Source organism: Dysgonomonas termitidis, assembly GCF_054657735.1.
This window is the reverse complement of record NZ_BAAHYD010000002.1, coordinates 2,379,991-2,397,842: the sequence shown is the minus strand read 5'-3', so window position 1 is coordinate 2,397,842 and position 17,852 is coordinate 2,379,991. Positions and strand designations below refer to the sequence as shown.

The 17,852-nt window shown below is 40.8% G+C and carries 17 protein-coding genes; 6 read left to right on the top strand and 11 right to left on the bottom strand.

Going from position 1 to position 17,852, the window contains the following annotated elements; all coding sequences use genetic code 11:
• Positions 1–105 precede the first annotated feature (105 nt).
• The gene (locus ACYQ3L_RS14085; RefSeq protein ID WP_379995080.1) at positions 106–765 is read right to left on the bottom strand and encodes a suppressor of fused domain protein; all 660 of its coding nucleotides are present in this window, start codon (positions 763–765) and stop codon (positions 106–108) included.
• Positions 766–1,075: 310 nt separating this feature from the next.
• Between ACYQ3L_RS14085 and ACYQ3L_RS14080 the strand changes: the two genes are divergently transcribed.
• On the top strand, positions 1,076–3,229 hold the full coding sequence (locus ACYQ3L_RS14080; protein ID WP_379995082.1) for a S9 family peptidase: 2,154 nt from the start codon (positions 1,076–1,078) through the stop codon (positions 3,227–3,229).
• A 133-nt stretch (positions 3,230–3,362) separates the two neighbouring features.
• On the opposite strand, the gene ACYQ3L_RS14075 is transcribed toward ACYQ3L_RS14080, so the two are convergent.
• Positions 3,363–3,530, bottom strand: a complete 168-nt coding sequence (locus tag ACYQ3L_RS14075) for a 4Fe-4S ferredoxin (RefSeq protein ID WP_006799560.1) — start codon at positions 3,528–3,530, stop codon at positions 3,363–3,365.
• Between the two features lie 290 nt (positions 3,531–3,820).
• Here ACYQ3L_RS14075 and porT point away from each other — a divergent pair, with 290 nt between their 5' ends.
• From porT to ACYQ3L_RS14060, 3 genes are read left to right on the top strand one after another with little or no spacing between them, the layout of a single operon-like run.
• On the top strand, positions 3,821–4,534 hold the full coding sequence (porT, locus tag ACYQ3L_RS14070) for a type IX secretion/gliding motility protein PorT/SprT (protein ID WP_459952426.1): 714 nt from the start codon (positions 3,821–3,823) through the stop codon (positions 4,532–4,534).
• Between the two features lie 11 nt (positions 4,535–4,545).
• Positions 4,546–4,974: a GNAT family N-acetyltransferase gene (locus ACYQ3L_RS14065; RefSeq protein ID WP_379995085.1), complete on the top strand. Its 429-nt coding sequence runs from the start codon at positions 4,546–4,548 to the stop codon at positions 4,972–4,974.
• Complete coding sequence (locus ACYQ3L_RS14060; protein ID WP_379995087.1) at positions 4,967–5,290, top strand: nitrous oxide-stimulated promoter family protein; 324 nt, start codon at positions 4,967–4,969, stop codon at positions 5,288–5,290. The genes ACYQ3L_RS14065 and ACYQ3L_RS14060 overlap by 8 nt, the downstream gene beginning before the upstream one ends.
• Before the next feature lie 145 nt (positions 5,291–5,435).
• On the opposite strand, the gene ACYQ3L_RS14055 is transcribed toward ACYQ3L_RS14060, so the two are convergent.
• Entirely contained in the window at positions 5,436–6,050 is a 615-nt protein-coding gene (locus tag ACYQ3L_RS14055; protein WP_459952425.1) for an ATP-binding protein, read from the bottom strand.
• Positions 6,051–6,318: 268 nt separating this feature from the next.
• Here ACYQ3L_RS14055 and istA point away from each other — a divergent pair, with 268 nt between their 5' ends.
• Both istA and istB read left to right on the top strand, forming a co-directional pair.
• On the top strand, positions 6,319–7,902 hold the full coding sequence (istA, locus tag ACYQ3L_RS14050; RefSeq protein ID WP_380002093.1) for an IS21 family transposase: 1,584 nt from the start codon (positions 6,319–6,321) through the stop codon (positions 7,900–7,902).
• On the top strand, positions 7,889–8,671 hold the full coding sequence (gene istB / locus ACYQ3L_RS14045; protein ID WP_459952321.1) for an IS21-like element helper ATPase IstB: 783 nt from the start codon (positions 7,889–7,891) through the stop codon (positions 8,669–8,671). The genes istA and istB overlap by 14 nt, the downstream gene beginning before the upstream one ends.
• A 129-nt stretch (positions 8,672–8,800) precedes the next feature.
• On the opposite strand, the gene ACYQ3L_RS14040 is transcribed toward istB, so the two are convergent.
• The 8 genes from ACYQ3L_RS14040 to dnaK all read right to left on the bottom strand — a co-directional run bounded on the left by ACYQ3L_RS14040 (position 8,801) and on the right by dnaK (position 17,635).
• Positions 8,801–9,679: a toprim domain-containing protein gene (locus ACYQ3L_RS14040; RefSeq protein ID WP_379994043.1), complete on the bottom strand. Its 879-nt coding sequence runs from the start codon at positions 9,677–9,679 to the stop codon at positions 8,801–8,803.
• 107 nt (positions 9,680–9,786) lie between these two features.
• Positions 9,787–10,839 carry an AAA family ATPase gene (locus ACYQ3L_RS14035; RefSeq protein ID WP_379994042.1) on the bottom strand — a complete coding sequence of 351 codons (1,053 nt, stop codon included), beginning with the start codon at positions 10,837–10,839 and terminating at the stop codon, positions 9,787–9,789.
• Positions 10,840–10,842: 3 nt separating this feature from the next.
• Complete coding sequence (locus ACYQ3L_RS14030; protein WP_379994041.1) at positions 10,843–11,208, bottom strand: helix-turn-helix domain-containing protein; 366 nt, start codon at positions 11,206–11,208, stop codon at positions 10,843–10,845.
• A 182-nt stretch (positions 11,209–11,390) separates the two neighbouring features.
• A complete protein-coding gene (locus tag ACYQ3L_RS14025) occupies positions 11,391–12,887 on the bottom strand; it encodes an LA2681 family HEPN domain-containing protein (protein WP_379994040.1) in 1,497 nt (498 codons plus the stop codon).
• A 78-nt stretch (positions 12,888–12,965) separates the two neighbouring features.
• Positions 12,966–13,679 (bottom strand): hypothetical protein, encoded by a 714-nt coding sequence (locus ACYQ3L_RS14020; protein ID WP_379994039.1) that lies wholly within the window; start codon positions 13,677–13,679, stop codon positions 12,966–12,968.
• Positions 13,676–14,935 (bottom strand): site-specific integrase, encoded by a 1,260-nt coding sequence (locus ACYQ3L_RS14015; protein ID WP_379994038.1) that lies wholly within the window; start codon positions 14,933–14,935, stop codon positions 13,676–13,678. The genes ACYQ3L_RS14020 and ACYQ3L_RS14015 overlap by 4 nt, the downstream gene beginning before the upstream one ends.
• Complete coding sequence (locus ACYQ3L_RS14010; protein WP_379994037.1) at positions 14,932–15,507, bottom strand: helix-turn-helix domain-containing protein; 576 nt, start codon at positions 15,505–15,507, stop codon at positions 14,932–14,934. The genes ACYQ3L_RS14015 and ACYQ3L_RS14010 overlap by 4 nt, the downstream gene beginning before the upstream one ends.
• 229 nt (positions 15,508–15,736) lie before the next feature.
• The gene (gene dnaK / locus ACYQ3L_RS14005; protein WP_379994036.1) at positions 15,737–17,635 is read right to left on the bottom strand and encodes a molecular chaperone DnaK; all 1,899 of its coding nucleotides are present in this window, start codon (positions 17,633–17,635) and stop codon (positions 15,737–15,739) included.
• Positions 17,636–17,852: the final 217 nt, after the last annotated feature.

The window sequence follows — 17,852 nt, the reverse complement described above, 5'->3', positions numbered from 1 at the left end:
GATATACTAAGATAAAAATGGCTGCCGAAAATGATCGGCAGCCATTTCTATTTTATACAAACCGGTGTTTTGACTGTTTTATCGCATTTCTGAGAATACACGTTACTATCTCCGGTCTAAATCTGTTATCATCAACGGATTATTGTCCCTCATCTCTTCCAGTACTTTCTTCACTTCTTCATAAGCCGAACCACTCGATTTTATCCGGTCCATCTCCTTGGAGGTAAGCCCTACCATCTGCAAGAAAGCCACTTCTCCATGCGGAGTCTGTATTTTTCCCATTTCGGGGTCAAGCGTAAAAGCAACTCCCACAATGTCTATCTCCTTTTTCCCTCCTACCCGTACAGGACCGTTGGCAGGGATTACATGGTTTTCTTCAAACCAGCGGCCGCTTTTTATCACATAGCGCGCCAGGTTATTCATCAAATTGACAACCCATGTAGGGTCTTCCCCGTCTTCTTCGAAAGGCTTGAGACGAAAAGTAAATTCGAAACCCCATTTACTAAACTCACCACCCGCAGCCTCTTCATTATAGTAAAGCTCCGACATACCATAACTCACCAGATGACGGTGAAATTCCTGGTTACGGGAATCGAAAATGCTGACTCCGTCCAAAGGGTCTTCCCCTCCGACCATATAGTGCAATTGCGGGGCGTAATGACGAGGTTCAACATCACCGTATAGTTTTTCAATTGCCTTGTCTATTTCCCACCAGCCTACGGCATCGTCTTCGTCGAAGAGATTTTTGTATTCTTTCTGTGTCATGTGCATTTAATTAATGGTTTAAAGATATAAAAAATTAGAGAAGCAGAAATAACAGTTGTGCGTGAAAGATAAGTAGAACGTTAATATCTGAATATCTAACGACTGATTGATATTATTAATTGGTTTTCACTTTGTATATGCCCAGAATCCATTATACGGCTCATAACAGGGCGGCCGATAAACCTGACAGGCTGTAAGCCTTATATAATTCAACCCCTAATTGACGTTATAAAAATATAATCACATTATAATCTATACATCACCTGTCAAAAATCGGTATATTTGCAAGAAATAAAAATCATATAGAAGCATGAAGAACATTTTTGGATTGTTGATTATTAGCTTGTTCTTTACAACAGCTAACGCGCAGCATTTAAACCTCAGGGATATCAATTCCGGGAAATATTACGCCCGTGGCGTACAGCCTGTAACATCGTCAGCTGACGGAGAATCATATTTTCAGGCCGACAGGGATAATAAAATGATTATCAAATATTCGTATAAAACAGGCTTGCCTACCGATACGATTTTTAATGTAAAAAAAGCCCGTGATTGTACAATCGACACATTCCAGGGTTTTGTGATAAGTCCCGATGAAAAACGGTTGATCGTATATAATGATTCCGAATCTATATACCGGCATTCTTTCAAAGCAAATTATTATTACTATGATGTGCGCCGCAATCTGGTGCGTAAACTGACCGAAAACAAAGGAAAGCAGTCTGTGCCTGTCTTCTCACGCGACGGGCGTATGTTAGCATATGTGATAGACAATAATATCTGGCTGGCCAAATTCGACTATGATACAGAATCGCAGGTAACCAAAGACGGTGAAATAAACAAAATTATCAACGGGGGTACCGATTGGGTATACGAAGAAGAATTCGGGACGACCAGACTGATGGATTTTTCGGCTGACGGAGGCTTATTGGCATTTGTCCGTTTCGATGAGACCGCCGTACCGCAATATTCGATGCAGATGTATAATAATCAGTTGTACCCGTCACTGTTTACATTCAAATACCCGAAAGCCGGAGAACAAAACTCGAAAGTAACCTGTAATGTCTTCGATATAGAAGCCAAGACTATCCGCAAAATGAATATTCCTGAAAGCACGGAATACATTCCGCGTATAGAATTCCTTCCTACCGGTGACGAACTCGCCATTATGACACTAAACCGTGACCAGAATAAATTTGAGATGTTCTTTACCAATGCCCGGTCGGCTGTTCCCCGCTCGGTACTGAACGAGGTGAATAGCCGCTATGTGGATTCCCAATCGCTGAATACAATCTGTTTTTTTGGAAATCAATTTACATATGTGAGCGAGAGAAGCGGATATGCGCATATCTACCTCTACGATAATACAGGTGTAATGCAGAAACAATTGACTTCGGGCAATTACGATGTAACCGGCCTGCTTGCAGTAGACCCTGTTACAAAAGCGGTATTTTATGAAGCTGCGGAAGAAAGTCCCTTGCAACGTGCCATTTATAAAGTAGATATGGTAAAAGGTATCAAAACAAAACTATCTGCCCGACAAGGAACGAATGAAGCGACATTCAGTGAAAACGGTAAATATTATATCAACAGCTACTCCAACGCCTCTGTTCCTAAGATAACTACAGTACACGACGCTACAGGCAAAGAGCTGCGTGTACTGGAGGACAATGCCGCTCTAAGCAAAACACTGGCATCAATGGCTCTTCCAAAGAAAGAGTTTATAACTGTAAAATCGGCTGATGGCAGGGATTTGAATGCATATATGATGAAGCCTGCCGACTTTAATCCGTCCCGTAAATACCCGCTCGTTATGGTACAATATAGCGGACCGGACTCGCAGCAGGTACAAGACCGTTACGGCATGGACTGGACAGATTACCTGACCACCCAGGGCTTCATAGTAGCCTGTGTAGACGGACGCGGCACGGGAGCCAGGGGCGAAGAATTCCGCAAATGTACCTATATGAATCTGGGTATTTATGAATCGGACGACCAGGTGGCTGCGGCTAAGTACTTTGCCACACTTCCATATATAGACGGTAGCAAAATAGCGATCTGGGGATGGAGCTACGGAGGGTATAATGTGCTGATGAGTATGAGCCGCGGTAATGGCACATTTAAAGCCGGAGTGGCAATTGCACCCGTAACCGACTGGCGCTTCTACGATTCGGTCTATACAGAACGTTTCATGCGTACACCTCAGCAGAACAATGCCGGATATGAAGCCGGTTCACCCGTAAATTTTGCGAATAAGCTGGAAGGAAACCTCTTATTGATACACGGTTCGGCAGACGATAATGTACATTTCCAGAATACAATGGACTATGCGGCTGCTCTGGTAAAAGCAAACAAGCAATTCGATATGTTTGTATTTACAGACAAAGACCACTCGATACGCGGTGCAGCCAACCGTACTTATCTGTATGAGAAAGTAATTAAGTTTTTGAAAACAAATATGTAGAAAAAAATTTCAACAGTACAAAAAAGCATGAGTGCATCCAGCCTCATGCTTTTTATTATGGGAGCCAGTCGTAGTCATAAAATAAAAAAGGAAGCTATATAAGCTTCCTCTGTATTTTATACTCCTGATAATATTATGCAGGGTGAATTGCTTCAGTTGGACATGCATCAGCACAAGTTCCACAATCTGTGCAAGTATCTGGATCGATCTTATAGATGTCGCCTTCTGAAATTGCGTTTACCGGACACTCGTCAATACAAGTACCGCAAGCAATACAATCTTCGTTAATTACGTAAGCCATGATTTTCGATTTTTAATATTATTACTAACTTTGATGCAACAAATATAAAGAGTTTTTTCGGTCAGCCAAAATAGATACTGTTAGATATTATAAATAAAATATCATTTTTATCTATATTGATTTTCGATTTATTAAATAATTTATTGTTTCACAATACTTTATACTCGTACCGGCTGATTAGAACATAATTTAACAAATTGCTTATTTTTACTCTTTCTAAGTAATATTAATATTGGTTTCTAGTATAATAACGGGTGTAGATCTGCGTTTCATAAAAAAAGTATCCTGATTTGAAAACAAGAATATACATATTGATTTTATTAGCCTTCTGCATTGCTTCGGCAGAAAACATGGAGGCCCAGGCTCGCAAGGCTCTGAATCAGCCGTTTGCCGATCAGAAGATGTACCATCTGGGTTTTTCGCTAGGTATTAATGCTCCTGATCTGATATTTTCCCATACAGGCTATATAGGGGAAAACGGCGATGCATGGTTTGCCGAAATACCTTCCTATTCGGTCGGATTCAGTGTGGGCATGATAGGGGACAGATACCTGAATGAATATTTCAACCTCCGTTTATCCCCGAGTATGCATTTGGGCGAAAGGCGTTTTGTATTCAGGGAGCAGTCTTCGGGTGAGGAATATACAACATCATTGAAGGCCAGTTATCTCACAGTCCCGTTACATCTTAAATTCAGCGCTCCCCGCATAGGGAACTACCGCCCTTATCTATTAGGCGGAGCTTATGCAGCGTTGGATATCGGCGCTAAAAATGATCAGGCATTACGTTTCAGGAAAATGGACTACGGATTGGAATTCGGCGTGGGGTGCAACATCTATCTGCCATTGTTCAAACTATGCCCCGAATTACGTTTTTCTTTCGGTTTAGCCGATTTAATAGACAAAGACAGGTCAGATATAACAGATAAAGAAATGTTGAAATACAGGGATGCAATATCTTCCGGGAAGTCTCGTATGATTTCACTTATTTTCAACTTTGAATAATTAGCACATATATGGATTTAATATACCAAACGGATTGCCGGGATATATCCTGGGAAAGAGTCCGTAATTTGCTGGATATTGTAGGCATGTCTACAGTTGATGCGGAGAAACACCGGATTTCTTTTGAGGCCAGTCATTCTGTTATTTTTGTTTTTAATGATACTGTGCTTATTGGATTTGGGCGTATGATATCCGATGGAGTACGGCAGTCAGCACTATACGATATTGCAGTAGACCCTGCTTATCAGGGACATCGGATAGGACAGGAAATAGTGACGCGGTTAATGGCGGCTACGCCCGGTTGTAATTTTATCCTATATGCTTCACCAGGAAAAGAAGGCTTTTACAAAAAGCTGAACTTTAAGAGGATGAAAACGGGGATGGCTTATTTTATGAATCCGGAAAGGATGATTGACAGAGGTTTTGTAAAAGATGAATGATACGGAAAAAAGGACTGTAACGAAAATGATAAGGATATACTGTGCTGCTAAACATGGTAAATCCAAGACCTTGTGCGCCGGCTGTTCACTACTGAATGAGTATGCGATGAACAGACTCGAACGCTGTACTTTTGGCGAAGATAAACCTACTTGCCAGAAATGTCCTGTCCATTGCTATAAGCCTGACATGAAATCGCGTATGCAGGAAGTCATGCGTTATTCCGGGCCGCGTATGATATTCCATAGCCCCATGCTGGCTATCGCTCATCTTGTCAAAGGTATGAAAGCCTCAAAGAAGAAGACGCCCTCTAAATAAAAAAAGCTGCCGGAATCTAATCCGACAGCTTATCTTTAGTAGTATAAAAAGTATGTATATCTTATTTTACTTCCTCAAAAGTATTTACTATTGATATTCAACATCTTACAAACACATGTCGCAAATATGGTACAAATAATAGGATTCAATCTGTTTTTATAATTACCCACTTACCACCTTTATCTGCACCGTCTCGGCGAAGTAAATTCTGTTTTTTTAATTTTGCAATTTGTTTGTTGATTGCAGCAACAGAAATTTCGACTTTTTCAGCAAGTTGAGCGGTTGTGATAGACGGATTTTCCGCCATTAAATTCAGAATTTTCTCTGTATTTTTTGAAAGTTTCTGTATAGTTTTCTCTGTACTTTCTTGTGGTTTCTCTATACCATTTTCGTCTTTCTCTATACCTTTCTCTATACCTTTCTCTGTACTTTGTCGATTTTCATTTTCAGAGAGTATGAATGTGAATTTCGTCTTATCAATAGAGGTTTCAAACAGGACTTCATTCCCTGTTTGCTTTTTCCATTGCAGCATTTTGTCAAATCCGTAACCTGCGCTTTCACAAAGTTTTGCCAAACGGAAAAATTTTGCCAAAACCGGATTTCTCGGCAAAGTTTCGTCTGTTCTCATCAGTTCTTCAACCGAGCGGGGCAATTTCCCCGGATTTTCAAACTCAATGCGGTTGGTAAAAACTCGGATTCGCGGTTTCATCGGACTGAAATAATCAGTGTGAATGAGCAGATTTACCAAGGCTTCACGCAAAGCCTCTATTTCTTTTGTGTCTTCGTGTCCGATTCCCATTTCGCCGATTGTAAGCGGGTTGTTGGCGTAAATTCGCAGGCGTTGAAACAGCTGGAAAATCCAGTGAGCGTTGCCCCCTCGTGCCAGTCTAAATTGACCCCATGTACCAAAATATGTTTGACCCTTTTCGCCAAAATAAAAATGTCCCCTGTCGGAATATAAACCAACAGGGGATTTTTATGTAATTTAGATTTACCCTCCTGGTCGATGGGTTAAAACTAAAATTACTATGACAACAAAATTAGCAAACATTCTTCATTGCTATGCAATGGGGATGGGTATAAAAGGTATCAGCGCGACCTTTGAGCTATCCCGTAACACAGTGCGCAAGTATGTGCGTTTGTTTCAAGAGAGTGGTATGCCAATGGAGCAGCTTCAGTCCATGCCGGCGAAGCGCCTTGAGGAGATGTTTGGAAGCAGCGGTGAGAGGGAACGTACCCCTTCAGTGCGTCAGTTGGAACTGGAGGCGCTCTTACCTGAGTATGCCGCAAGACTTACACGCAAAGGAGTGACAGTAAAATCTTTGTATGAAGAGTACCGGCGAGAGCATCCGGGTGGATTCCGTCATGCAAGTTTCGGCGCGTACATACAACGTTATCGGCTTGTATCACGTCCGGTGGGTCACGTTGAGCATTACGCCGCAGACCAGCTGTATATTGATTTTGCGGGCGACCGTCTAGAGGTTGTTGATGAGCAAACAGGCGAAGTCAGATCCGTTGAAGTTTTTGTAGCCATCCTTCCTTGTAGCCACTATACCTACTGTGAGGCAGTCTGGTCGCAGAAGAAAGAAGACCTTATAAAAGCATGTGAGAATGCACTACACTTCTATGAGGGTGTGCCCTTTGCAATCGTCCCTGACAATTTGAAGTCGGCGGTAACTCGGAGCAATCGCAATGAGCCGGTTATTAACGAAGACTTTGCCGCTTTTGCCGAGCATTATGGTTGTAGTGTATATCCGGCACGTGTCAGGCACCCAAAAGACAAAGCCCTTGTAGAGAACGCTGTAAAACTGATGTACAAGTCTGTTTATACCGATCTCGAAGGTCTGATGTTCCATGATTTGGAATCACTCAATGCCTGCATTATCCAATCTCTAAGTCGTTTCAACGAGAGAAAACTTACCGGACGCAATCAGTCTCGCAGGCAGTTGTTTGAAGAGGTAGAAAAAGACTATCTACGAACTTTACCCTCTGTGCGGTATCAGATGAAGGAACGCAAATCTGTGACCGTGATGCGTAATAGCTATGTAACTCTCAAGAAGCATCATTACAGCGTGCCAAAGGAATATGTAGGCAAGCGTGTCGATATTGTTTACGATGCTGATACTCTCGATATCTTCTATGGCCTGCGGCTGGTAACAACCCACCAGCGTGATGACACTCCCTATGGCTACACTCGGAAGGAGGCACACAATCTTCCCGGTAGGCATGGTAGCTACGAAAAGGATCTGGACGAGGTTTTTGAACGAGCTACTCAGATAGATAATATCGTCTTGCTTTATCTCAAGGATGTAGCATCGCAGAAGAAATATATGCCTCAGGCCTTCCGCTCATGCAGAGGTATCCTAGCCTTGGAAAAGACCTTCGGACAGGACAGGCTTGTGGCGGCATGCGCCTGTGCTTCATTGATGCGCGTTTACGGATATCAAGATGTTATCGGTATCCTGAACCGGGGCGATGATGCAGACTTTCTGCCACAGGCTGATCAGGACTCGGACACCAACTTATCACTTCCGCACCACAAGAACATCCGTGGACGTGAATACTTCTCAAAATCAACAACAAAAACTAACAACAACAATGGAAACAAATAATAAAACCGCACCCGTTACTCAGGAGAAAGACCAAAATATCATTTCTCTGGATCTGATGAACCGTATGAAGCTGCATGGTATGGCTGCCGCCTTTAAGGAAAGCCTGCAGTCCACCGTTGCCGAGTCTATGACTGCTGACGGCTTCCTCTCATTACTATTGGCTCGTGAATGGGACTATCGTTCGGATGCCTCCATACAACGCCTGATTCGAGGGGCCGGCTTTCGATACAAGGCTTATCTTGAGAATATAGACTATACCATCAATCGAAGTCTCGACCGCAACCATATAGAACGGCTCTCGTCGCTTGACTTTATCCGTCAAGGAAAGAATCTGTTCATTACCGGTTCATCCGGAACCGGCAAAAGTTATATTGCAACAGCCATTGGGTATCAGGCGTGTAAGAACGGAATACGAACTAACTATGCCAATGCATCCAAACTTATGGGAGCGCTAAAAGTTGCAAAGACAAAGGGGATCTTCGAGGCCGAACTCAAGAAAATAGAACGATGTCAGTTACTTATACTTGATGATCTCTTTCTTGTTCCTCTTGACGCTAAAGAACGTTCAATATTGCTTGACATCATCGAAGATCGTCATGAGCGCAAATCTATCATTGTGACCTCACAATTACCGGTTGCCAACTGGTATGATGCAATAGGAGAACCAACAGTCGCTGATGCCATTCTTGACCGCATCGTCCACTCGGCGCATCAGATAGAACTTACCGGTGAGAGTGTGAGAAAAATGAAGGTAGACAAAAACAAGTAAATCTAAAATAAAAATGACCCCGTCGACCAGGATAATTTAGGGGTAATCATAAAGTTTTTTCAGGGGTCAATTTAGATTTGGCACGAGGGGGCAACGCTCACTGGATTTTCCATCCCTGCGGCAAGCCGTCTAAAGTTTGAATCCTTTACGAACCTGCTTTTTGAGAAGCTGTTTTTTCCCACGCAAATAGTCGTTCAAGTCTTTATATCCTGCAAACTGTGTTGAGCGATTATACACAGTCAAGTTTGCTGACTTGATTAACTCTGTCGCCTTTCTTCCTGCATCATCGTTATCCAGATAGGTGTAAATCTCCCTGTGAGTTTTTAGAAAATTCATCGCCTTTTCAGTGTTTGCTGTGGAATTGAGAACGGCGACATCGTGCTTTGTTCGTTCGATTTTCTGAATTGTGAGGTACGAAAGAAAATCCCAAAACCCCTCGAAAACCAGACAACTGTCTTTCCCGTTTTGAAAAGTTGTTATTTCTTTCGGCGAAATACAACTTTTGAAACTTGGAGGGCTGTTCAATTCATATCCGCCTTTATCATTCCTGAACCCAACGGAAAAGAATTGTCCACTTTGGTTTTGATAGTGGATTTCTCGACAATACAGGTTTGCCAAATGCAAATCAATTCTACGTTCTTTTACCCATTCGATTAGTTTAGGGTGGGCTATTGGACGAATATCTGTAATGATGGTTGTTGGATTATCCTGCAAAATATTTTTGCTTTGGAAAAAAGAAAAATTGGGTTGAATATTGGCAAGGTTGCATAAAGCCGTTTCGACAGAGCAATTTCCAATCTTTTGTGCAAGGTCGATTATATCCCCACCTTCACCTGTTCCGAAGTCATGCCAAGTATTTTTATTGGTATCCACTTTGAACGATGCCGTCCGTTCTTCCCTGTATGGCGAACAATACCAATAGTTGCACCCCTGAATTTTTGCGGGACTGTATCCCAAACTTTGCAGATATTCTGCAATTTTAATCGTTTTTGCTTGTGCTGCGTTCATATTGTTGAATTTTAGTTGATTAATCACTTTTCTTTTTTCAAAGGCAAAAGTTTTAGCAGTTCAGTTTAGGTTATTATATATATACCCAACTTGAACCGAACTGATTTTCAGTAGTAGAAATCGGGATTGTAGCGGTAAAGTTTGTCCATTCCCTGCACAATCATTCGCTTGTTGCAAAGGAATTGTTTCAACTGCTTTGCTTTTGTATTTCCAAACTCGCAACAAACAGAGGAATAGCACTTTTTCAAACGTTCTATCAAAGTGCTGTATGACAAACTTTCGCCGATTGAGAAAACCTGTTCCAATGCCTCGCGGTGCTTTTCTTCCGAAACTTCCCGATAATCAAATGTTTGTTTCTTTTCCGATTTTTTAGGTTGATAATCTTCTATCAATTCGGGCAAACTGTTTTCATTTATCCTGAACGCAAACGGCTCAAAATCGCGGTCGCGGATGAACATAGCCGTAACGGAACTAATGTCTTTGTCAAATTCGTCTTTCGTAATCTGCAAAACGGTTTCGGCTTTGTTGTTGAGTTCCGTACCCAAATGTCCGCGCGTATTATCATTGCCTTTGTTCAGGTGTAAAACCGTATGGATATGGATTTGCCTTTCATCCGTCCATTGCATCAATTTTGTAATCAGATTGGTTGATTCGCTCGGACTGTTGATGTCGTAAGCCAAATCTCTAATGCCGTCAATTACAACCAAACCCAAATTTTCGGTATTGTAAATTGCATTCTCGATGACGGACAGGCGCATTTGAGGCGTTAATCTACGCAAACAGTGAAATTTCAGGTTTTCGGGATGTTCGTTATCTGGAATTTCAGCCAATGCCAAAATACGCTTCAATACTCTTTTGCAATGGAATTTGCTTTGTTCGGTGTCAATGTAAATGATTTTCCTTTTGCTTTCAGGCAATGAGGCTCGGTAATTCAAAACCGTGCCGTTACTCAATGCAGAAGCAACAATAGCGCAGATATTGAAAGTTTTCTTGCTTTTCGCTTTTCCTGTGGATGCGCTGAAATTGCCTAAAGTGCCGATAATGGAATCATCAACACGAAGCACGATAGGCGGGGACGGAAATTCATCGGTAATCCGCAGGCTCGTGGTCTGCCAAATTTCGGGCAAGGACAATGGCTGTTGTTGATTTTCTTTTTCCATAGCCTATTTCCTTCCGCCTGTTTTTGGCATTTTAGATTTAGTTCGATAGGTGGCTTCAACCTCATCGTTGATTTCTGCCAAGGTTTTCTTTTTGCCTTTGGAAATCCATTCCAACAGTTCATCTTCAAAGAAATAGAGCTTCTTGCCGTTTTTATAACAGGGAAGCAAGCGTTTGCGGACAAGCGTGTAAATGGTTGGCTTGGCTTTGCCAATAATCCGGCAAGCTTCTTCAATATTTATTGGAACACGCTTTTGGAGAACAGTGGACATTTGCCCTTTTTCGACTAAACATTTGATTTCAGCCACTTCATTGACCAAATAGGCGACCGCCTTTGGTAGATTTTCAAAAGAAATTTCATTTGTATCCATAACTTATCGTTTTTAATTGTTATGGTGCAAATGAAAAAAGTGTTTTCGCTGTGTTTCAATACACGAAAGAAACACTTTGAAAACACTGAAAATGGTAATATTTTGTGGTTATTATTGGTCTTTGAGAGCAATATTTTATTTTGCTAACGTTTTGGAATATTGATTGATAGGTGCAAGAGTCCCTATGTTTTATATTCATCTTTCAAATTAATAAATTCAACAGGCATTATTGTTGTCCTATCTCTAAACTGCTCCCTATTACTTTCTTCTTCATAAAACACATACGCCAAATACATTAATGCTGAACGGCTCAATTTTATAACCTTAAGCGTTTTTTCTATAAACATATCTCTATCAATTTCGTATGTCTCAGTTTCTTCTGTGTAGTTACAATTAAAACTTTCTACGATTTTAAAAGACTTATGCTCTATATAATTTCTTATTTTTGCAATTTCTTTTGCTTGTGGCTCAATCGTTGTTCCAAAATCTTCTTCATACAAGTCTTTACTCAACCAATATAGCCCTCTTAATGCCCAATTTCCTGTCTGAGATAATAATTGATTTAGGCCTTGATTCTTTCGTAGATTTTTGTACCAAACATTTTTAAATGTTACTTTATCTGGCTTATTTTCTAACTTGAAATACAAATTCAGGCAATAAGCTATTTTATCAAATAGAGAGTAGCATACTCGAAATGCTATTTTAGTCTTTTCAGCAGTCAATGAATATGCAGAATAATCAAGCGTGTCCATCAAGGTTACGTCTTTATCCGAAAAATGAGTATTATTATAAAAAAGAGATTCATAAAAAAGAAAACGTGCACTGACATACTCTTGTTTAACTTGATTATATATTGTTTGATAGATTGGTTTTTCGGAAGCATTCAAAACCATTGAAGGCATGAATAAACAATCATTTGCGACAACACTATCTGTAAAAATATCATTTAAAGGGTTTATAAAAAGTTTATGTTCTGCACACCAGTTTCTATAATCAATTTCCTCTTGCTTTAAGTCTTTGTAATAGTTTTTGTATGTTTTAAAATCATTTAAGTCATTTATTGAATAAGCTGTTTCAATATATTTTGCCTTAGAATAAAAATCTTGTTTGGCTTCTTTATAGACATCCGAACAGTTTAATGATTCCAATAAATATTTTCTTGCATATTGTAAAAAAATAAATTGATGTACAGGTTCAAAAATAACTCGTGCATAATGAAATAACCCAAAACCTCTATTTCCTATTGCCATACCAAACTTATCATTAATACTCAGGCATAAATTGAAATACTCTTGCGCTTCAACAATTCTTCCAATATGACTAAATAAATTTCCAAGATTTGTTAGAATTTGACAGGTAATAAAGTCATCTTCACAGTCTTTTATTAGTTCAAGTGCTTTTCTATAATAAAGTATTTCTTTTTCAATTTCTTCATCCTCAAAACCAAAATCTGGAATTGGATTTTTGATTTTGAAAACATAAGACCAAGCATTCCCTAAAAAATAATTTAAAATTGCTAATGAATTATTGTCAAACCCCTCTGTATTTATAGCATTAGCAATTTTAATAGATTCCTGCAATCTGTCCAAGTTCCTTGCTTCTAAGGAAGAGTCAAATAATCCACCTAAAATAGATAGAATTTCTTTCGGCTCTTTGTTGTTAAAATTCGTCGTTTCCATTATTCTTTTTATACTGTTTTGTATCCACAATTTTCGTTTCATTCACAAAGACATGCACATTTATATCTGATTCTTAGCTCAATCAATGTTTTCCTGTATCTTAATCGCCCCCTTTAATTCATCATCTTTCAAATGCCGTTTGATACTATCAACTTCCGTTTCCTTGAAAACATCGGGGAATACGATTTTCAGAAAATGGGCAATATCCATCTGATTTCTTGGTTTTGAATAGTTCCAAATATTCCAACCAAAGTGGCGGATGTCAATGGCAGTTAGTTCTTTGATTTTAACAGGCTGCAATTCTTTTACATCCAATTCGTTGATATATGCCTGTAAGTTCCGGCAAAGCACATCAAGATGTTCATTTGATAGATAGAGAGCAAAAGATTTTCGAGTATAGTTTAGAGCTATATTCAGTCTGTCTCTCTGTTCCTTAGTTTTGTTTTGTAGTTGCTTGTTCCGAATATCTTCTAAAGATGGCTGTTCCGGTGCATCAAGAAGTGTTTCTTTCGCAATCATAGGAACTTGTCGGCTTTCAATCTTCTTTCGGAAGTAAGGTATTTTGGATAGCCATTCCCCAATCCACGGCAACATCGTGTTTTGTAGTACCACATGAATACTCAAATAAACTACCACCTGAATAGCCAACACCACAATAAAAACCATAAAGGCGGTAAAGCTATCAAAGCCGATTGAAACGGTAAAGACACGAGCCAATGTAGCAATAGCCAAAGCAACACAAGCTACAATCATGTATAGAACAATGTACTGCAAAAGACTATTTTGTTTCATTCCTTTGTGTTATTAATGGTGTTCAACTGTATCGCTTGTGCCGCCTTGTTTTTCTTTTCGTCCACCACTTTAGCGTAAATCTGGGTGGTCTTTACATTGGTATGCCCTAACATCTTGCTTACGGTGTAAATGTCTGTTCCATTGGAAAGTTGCAGGGTTGCGAATGTATGCCGAAAACAATGGAACGTGATTCTCTTGGTAATTCCTGCGGCTTTTATCCACCTTTCCAATGGCTTGGAAATCCACGAGGGGTCGGGTAAATCTTCAAAAACGAGTTGGTCGAGTTTGCGTGGCTCTCCGCAAAGTTGCAATGCCTGTGCGGAAATGGGCATGTATTCCACTCCTTTGGTTTTCTGTTGGGTAAAATTGAGGCGGGCTTGGTCGCCATCAATCTGTATTTCTTTCCACTTCATTTTTTGAATATCACAGTGGCGCAAACCGGTAAGAGCCGAAAACAAGGCGGCACGTTTCATTGTGTCCTGCTCGCAAGGCGTGGCGGCAAGGATATTCAGTTCTTCGACTGTCAGGAACTCTCGGCGGGTTTCCTGTTCCTGTATGCCTTTGATTTTTGCGGACAAATCTACTGTTAAATACCCATCGACAAACGCCTGCTTTAATCCTGCTTTGAAAATGGAAAAGTAGGTTGCAGCAGTGTTTCTTGAAACTGTGCCACTCCTGTTTCCACCGCAAGGGGCTGATAACATAAACATTCTGAAATCTTCTGCCAAACGGTTGTCTATCTTTGAGAATGGCAAATATTCGCCGGCAAATAGTTTCATCAATTCAAGGGTACGTTTCCAATTTGTGCGGATTGATTCGGAACTATTGGCGTGGCGTTTCTTTGCCGCCACATCAAAATATTCAATGAAATTTTGTTGCAATTTTTCTTTTTGCTCGGCTTGTGCGGTTTCTGTATCGCTGTATAAATCGGCATTATCATATTCACGTTGGCGGAGTTTGCGAACGCCATCGGCATAAAGGATGCTTTCTTGGTCGATTTCACTTCGACAAATAATCAAACCATTATCATTGCGTTTGGGTTTATAGCTTACACTTCCATCGGCTTCGGTGCGAGCAGTGCGGGTTTTGTCCCATTCCATAGTCGTAACAGTACGGTTAAGGTACTCACGGATGCGCTGTGGTTGTTTCTTCCCCGCCACAAAGACAGGGTAGCTCTCAATATAGAGATACCACTCTTTGCGGTCTTCGACTTTGCGAAGCCTTACAGTTACTTTGGTGTTCGATAACTCTTTCATTTTCTTGCGAATATTTTATCTACTTGTTCTTTGGGTACATAAACGAATTTGCCTACCTGCCTTTTCGGTATGCTGTTTCGGCGAATGGTACCGCTAACGGTTGATAATGAAACACCGTACTTTTCGGAAATTTCGTTTATCGTATAACATTCGCTTGGCTCATATTGCAATTTGACAGGCTGCTGTTTCTGTGGCTTTTCTTCCGGCATAGCAACGGCTGTAAACATTGCTTCGATATGTGTTCGGCTTACCCTTGTAAGGCGTTCGCCCAAATTAACAGCAGGGATTTTGCCCGCTTTTATCAATCGGCGAATGGTGTCTTTTGAAATGCCAAACAATACAACAGCCTCTGCAATGGAAATGTAAGGGCGTGTTTGGATGGTGGCAATGGCAGCAGCACTCTCTTGTAAAATTTGTTGCTTACGTTCTGCTTCCAATGCCTCTTTCTTCCGCATTCGAAGTGAGGCATTGTTACAAGCATCACTACAAAAACGAGTATTGATGGTTTTCGCTTCAAAGGTTTTTCCGCAATGCTCGCATACTTTTGGTAATTTCAGTTTACTAACTCCCATATATCGTTTTTTATCTCGTTTTACATACTTAATAAGTACTAATAAGAATCTACAAGACTGTATTAGGCGCACATTCCAATCAAATAAGGCGCGATACAAATCTGGTACAAATATACGATAAATAAACAACATACAAGCATTATAAACAATAATTATTTAAAATAGAAATAGCGGTAAATCAATAATTTACCGCTATTTCACTCTATTTGATTATTGATAATAATCGTTATTACTTCACTTCCTCAAAATCCACATCAGTTACATCATTATCACCGTTTTTCGGCTGCTCTCCAGCATTGCCTCCGGCTTGTTGGCCCGGATTTGCCCCGGCCTGATTGTACATTTCCTGACTTAGATTCTGGAACAATGTGTTCAGTTCATTCATTGCAGTATCTATACCTGCCAGATCCTGAGCCTTGTGAGCATCTCTTAACTTGGTCAAGGCTCCTTCGATAGGGGCTTTCTTGTCAGCAGGAATTTTATCACCAAGTTCACTCAGTTGCTTCTCTGTTTGGAAAATCATAGAATCCGCCTGATTCAGCTTGTCTATCTTTTCCTTTTCTTTCTTATCAGATTCCGCATTAGCGGCAGCTTCGTCTTTCATCTTCTGGATTTCAGCGTCGCTAAGTCCTGATGAAGCTTCGATACGGATCGACTGTTCTTTTCCGGTAGCTTTGTCTTTTGCCGATACACTCAGGATACCATTGGCATCGATATCGAATGTCACTTCTATCTGAGGTTCGCCACGACGTGCAGGCATAATGCCATCCAGATTGAATACGCCGATTTGTTTGTTATCCCTGGCCAGCGGACGTTCTCCCTGTAGTACATTTATCTGTACTGAAGGCTGATTGTCGGCCGCGGTAGAGAATGTTTCACTCTTCTTGGTCGGGATGGTCGTGTTAGACTCTATTAATTTTGTCATCACACCACCCATCGTTTCAATACCTAAAGAAAGCGGGGTTACATCCAGCAATAACACGTCTTTCACTTCACCTGTCAGTACACCTCCTTGTATAGCAGCTCCTACGGCAACCACTTCGTCAGGATTTACACCCTTAGACGGAGTTTTACCAAAGAACTTTTCAACTTCGGCCTGTACGGCAGGGATACGGGTAGACCCCCCTACAAGGATAACTTCATCTACATCGGACGCTGAATAGCCTGCGTCGCTCAATGCCTGACGGCAAGGATCGATACATTTGCGTATCAGGGTATCGGCCAGCTGTTCGAATTTGGCTCGTGTCAATGTTTTTACCAAGTGTTTTGGAATACCATTCACCGGCATTATATATGGTAAGTTGATCTCAGTGGATGTTGTGCTCGAAAGTTCGATTTTTGCTTTTTCAGCAGCTTCTTTCAGGCGTTGAAGGGCCATCGGGTCCTTACGTAGGTCGAGTCCTTCGTCTTTCAGGAATTCTTCCGCCAGCCAGTTGATGATTACCTGGTCGAAGTCATCACCACCGAGGTGAGTATCTCCGTTAGTCGATTTCACTTCGAATACACCATCGCCCAGTTCGAGGATAGAAATATCGAATGTACCGCCACCAAGGTCGAAAACGGCTATTTTCATATCTTTATGAGCCTTGTCAAGACCGTAAGCAAGGGCTGCGGCAGTAGGTTCATTAACGATACGTTGTACTTTAAGTCCTGCAATTTCTCCGGCTTCTTTTGTAGCCTGACGTTGCGAATCGCTGAAATATGCAGGTACGGTGATAACAGCATCTGTTACTTCCTGTCCGAGATAGTCTTCTGCTGTTTTCTTCATTTTCTGAAGAATCATGGCCGAAATTTCCTGCGGAGTGTACAGGCGTCCGTCGATGTCTACACGTGGAGTATTGTTGTCTCCCTTAACTACTTTGTAAGGTACACGTGTAACTTCCGTCTGAACCTGATCCCAGGTTTCTCCCATAAATCTCTTTATGGAGTATATTGTTTTTTCAGGGTTTGTGATAGCCTGACGTTTAGCAGGGTCTCCCACTTTACGCTCGTTTCCTTCAATAAATGCCACAACGGAAGGCGTTGTTCTTTTACCTTCGTTGTTAGCGATAACGATAGGTTCGTTACCTTCCAACACGGCAACACAAGAGTTTGTGGTACCTAAGTCAATTCCAATTATTTTTCCCATTTTAATTTTTTTATATTTATTTGTTTATTCATTCTGATTGATCATCTTTACGCTTTACAGCGACACAATCTGTTATTCAAATGCTGTGCCAAAGTGGTATTTTTTTGAGGGAAAATATGAAATATGACGATTTGTCAGAAATTTTTATCAGGCAAAAAACCTGAATCCATGCGGTAAGAAACGGGGTTCTTCATGGTTTCATCCGCGTCAGGGTGAA